Consider the following 1,707-nt stretch of genomic DNA (forward strand, 5'->3'; position numbering starts at 1 on the left):
GTAAGCCGTCAATAAACGACGCCCTACCAATGGTAGGCAGAAGGTCAGATGCTAAGTGTCCGCGTGGACACATGCACTCAGACCGTGATGACAGAGAAACAGGACCTTCGAAGCAGATTGGTGGTTGGCCGCAGACGGGATGGCCGGCGGGAATTTGATGAAGATGCCGTGCGGGAGCTGGTCGAGTTTTGCCTGAGGCCGGGGGTATCGATCGCCCGGGCGGCCATGGACCATGACGTTAATCCGAACCAGTTGCGTCGCTGGATCTCGCGCCATCAGCAGCATACGCTGCAAACACCAATGAGACCGGACCCGCTGGTGATAGACGGCGTATCGATCGACATCCCAGGCCCAGCGCGTCGTGTTCCGGTGAGTGAAGCGCAGGCATTTGTCCCTGTCGTCACCGCGCCATCGACAGTGCCTGCCGTTTCCCCTGTACTGCCACCGGACACGTCGTTGATGGCGCTCTCGTTACATGTGCGCCTGTCGAATGGTGTCGAATTTGATCTTGGCGAGGCGAGCGTCGATGAGCTGGCCACGGTGATCCAGATGCTCGGGAGGCTGCCGTGTTCCGGTTCGACGAAGGGCTGAAGGTCTACCTGCATCGCGATCCGGTCGACTTCCGCATGGGCATCAACGGGCTGTCGATCCTGGTCGAACAGGCGATGCGCCTGAACCCAATGACCTCAGCGCTGTTCGTCTTCGGCAATCGCCGTCGCGATCGCATCAAGATTCTCGGCTGGGGCGGCAACGGCTTCTGGTTGCTGCTCAAGCGACTCGAAGCCGATCGCTTCATCTGGCCGAACGGAAGCGACACGATCACGCTCAATGCCGAGCAGTTGCACTGGCTGCTCGACGGAATCGACCTGACCGTGATCCAGAAGCATCCCCAGCGATATTACGCGCGGATGAGCTGAACACCACGCAGGTGGCATGGTCTAATCGGCCATGCCGAATAGCCCCGTCATGTTGAGCGCGGAGGAGTACGAAGCGCTGATTGCCGCGAGCGCCGAACGCGATGCGCTGCGCGGTGAGCTTCGACTCGTGACGGCCCAGCGCGATCTGGCCGAAGAGAAGCTGCGGGCCTACAAGCACGAACTGTTCGGCGCCTCTAGCGAGGCGCGCCATGCCGACCAACTCGGCCTGTTCAACGAAGCTGAAGCATTGGCCACCACTACCGATGCGCCCGCGCGCGAGGACGCGCCCGGCACGTCTGTCGCCGCCCACACGCGAGGCAAGCGCGGACGCAAACCACTCGATCCGAACTTGCCGCGCGAGGTCGTGCGGCACGAACTACCTGAGTCTGAACGATTCTGCGCGCACGACGGCTATGCCCTCGTGGAGATCGGCGTCGAGACGAGCGAACAGCTTGACGTGATTCCCGAGCAGGTCCGCGTCGTTCAGCACCAGCGCGTCAAGTACGCGTGCCCGTGCTGTGATCTCGGCATCAAGGTCACGCCGGCGCCAGCGCGTATCATCCCGCGCGGGTTGCTCACGGAATCCGCGCTGGCGTGGATCATCACTGGCAAGTACCAGTACGGTATGCCGCTGTATCGCCAAGCCACGCTGCTGCGTCGCTTCGGCGGCGACATCTCGTCGAACACGCTGGCCGCCAGCGTGGTGCGGGTGGGACTGGCCACGCAGCCGGTGATCAACCTGATGCGCGACGCGCTGCTCGAATCGGACCTGATCTACGGCGACGAGACA

General features: G+C 62.4%; 3 protein-coding genes. All 3 read left to right on the forward strand.

Features of this window, described 5'->3' with window-relative positions; translation table 11 throughout:
* The first annotated feature begins 48 nt into the window (after positions 1-48).
* A complete protein-coding gene (locus tag U5771_RS34985; protein ID WP_111020922.1) occupies positions 49-591 on the forward strand; it encodes a transposase in 543 nt (180 codons plus the stop codon).
* A complete protein-coding gene (tnpB, locus tag U5771_RS34990; RefSeq protein ID WP_017335001.1) occupies positions 567-917 on the forward strand; it encodes an IS66 family insertion sequence element accessory protein TnpB in 351 nt (116 codons plus the stop codon). The genes U5771_RS34985 and tnpB overlap by 25 nt, the downstream gene beginning before the upstream one ends.
* A 31-nt stretch (positions 918-948) precedes the next feature.
* Positions 949-1,707 (forward strand): IS66 family transposase (locus tag U5771_RS34995; RefSeq protein ID WP_322028156.1); only part of this gene is annotated, 759 nt, incomplete at its 3' end.

Origin of the sequence: Burkholderia sp. BCC1977 (genome assembly GCF_905339595.1) — a bacterium.
In the GTDB taxonomy this organism is placed as follows: Bacteria; Pseudomonadota; Gammaproteobacteria; order Burkholderiales; family Burkholderiaceae; genus Burkholderia.